Here is a 513-nt window from a genome sequence, read left to right on the forward strand (position 1 = left end):
GGCTTGCCGCTGTCGGGCCTGCCGTCCGTCGGAGCCAACGCGGCGCTGCTGCCCGCGCGCGCGCGGCGCGGCCGCAGGCTGGGCGTCACGGCCGCCTTGCTCCTGTCGGCGACGATCCATGCCGTCGCCTTCGTCTGGCTCGCCGGCCAGCTGTCAGTGGAGGGCATGGAGGCCGAAACCGACGGCGTCTCGGTGGAGATCGTGTTCGACCGACCGACAGAGAGCGCTGCGGCGACGGTCGCCGGCAACGACGGCGTCACCGTTGCCCGTGGCGAGCCCCTCCAACCCGTGGAGCAGAAGCTTTCCGAAACCGTGGAGCCGGAACCGGCCGAAGCCACCGTGATCGATACGGCCGAAGCGGTGGCGCCGATCGATGCATTCGTCGATATCGAGCCCGACGCCGTGGCTGCGGTCCAAGCCGACATGCTCGAGCCGGTCGCCCCGGTCGAAGCAGACGCGCCTGAAGCCGTGGAGTCCCCGGCAGCGCCCGTGCCGGATCCGATCGCGCCCGAA

At 71.5% G+C, this 513-nt stretch carries 1 pseudogene; it reads left to right on the forward strand.

From position 1 onward, the window contains the following. Window positions 1-513 (forward strand): annotated as a pseudogene (locus EJC49_RS25875) (hypothetical protein); the annotation flags it as partial.

Source organism: Aquibium carbonis (genome assembly GCF_003970795.1).
GTDB lineage: Bacteria > Pseudomonadota > Alphaproteobacteria > Rhizobiales > Rhizobiaceae > Aquibium > Aquibium carbonis.